This is a genomic window from Bartonella sp. AP9QHHD, from assembly GCF_042195625.1.
Lineage (GTDB): Bacteria > Pseudomonadota > Alphaproteobacteria > Rhizobiales > Rhizobiaceae > Bartonella.
Genome location: NZ_JBHIOP010000085.1, coordinates 1 through 1,060, shown reverse-complemented (window position 1 = coordinate 1,060; position 1,060 = coordinate 1). Strand labels below are relative to the sequence as shown.

Annotated in this window: 2 protein-coding genes; both read left to right on the top strand. The window is 41.5% G+C overall.

Annotation, left to right across the window (positions count from 1 at the left end):
• Positions 1-31 precede the first annotated feature (31 nt).
• Complete coding sequence (locus tag ACFIK4_RS06705) at positions 32-400, top strand: head decoration protein (protein WP_375647906.1); 369 nt, start codon at positions 32-34, stop codon at positions 398-400.
• Between the two features lie 12 nt (positions 401-412).
• On the top strand, positions 413-1,060 hold a 648-nt coding region (locus tag ACFIK4_RS06700; RefSeq protein ID WP_375675541.1), incomplete at its 3' end, for a major capsid protein.

Sequence of the window (1,060 nt, the reverse complement as noted above, 5' to 3'; positions counted from 1 at the left end):
CAAAATGGGAAGCAGCTTGGAGGGCAGTGAAATGACGAATATTATTTATGACGACGTACGCAATGGCGCTTATCTTGGACCCTACGACCCCGATATGTCAAATGAAGAAGTGCTGTTTGCATCAGGAGCATTCATTGAAGCTGGAACTGTCATGGGGAAAATTACAGCATCACAAAAATATACCCCCCTTAATCCAGCAGCAGCAGATGGCAGTCAAATCCCTGCGGGGATTTCTTTTGCCACTATTGACGCAACAGAAGCAGATCAACGTGCCGTGATTACAGCACGCTTATGCACTGTAAAAGCTTCTGAACTGCTATGGCCAGATGCCATCACGGATGAGCAAAAGAAAGCAGCCATTCAGTCTTTAGAAGACAAAAACAACATTCTATTGCGATAGGAGAATGCACACATGGATATGAATTTTTTTAAACATGATGCTTTCTCAAGCATCACAATGATGAAAGCCATTGAAAACTATGAGTTTCAACCTGGTCTTGTAAGCTCTCTTAATCTTTTTGAGGAAGTTGAAACCAGTACCACAGTGGTTGGTATTGAACGGCGTGATAATACATTTTCGCTTATTCAAACCAGTGAACGTGGCGCACCTTTGGCAGAAGGTGATAGAGAGGGTCGTAATCTTCGGTTTTTCAAAACAACACGGATTGCCAAAAGTGATACCGTAAAATCAGAAGAAATCCAGAACCGTCGTGAATTTGGCGCAGAAGATCAGTTAGAGACAGCAATGAAATATATTGCCAAGAAACAAAAGAAACTGATTTCTGAAATAGAATTGACATGGGAAAATATGCAGCTTGGCGCTGTTCAAGGGGTGGTTCTTGATGCCGATGGCTCTGTTATTGTCGATTGGTACAAAGAATGGGAAATCGCACCACCAAAGCCGATTGATTTTAAACTAAATACAGAAACAACCAATGTTGCGGACCATGTTGATCAAGTCATTATGAGGATGATTGAGGCTTCAAAAGGAGCGTTTTCTGATCGTTCACGCATTATTGGGCTTTGTGGAAATGAATTTTTCTCCAAATTGAAAAACCAT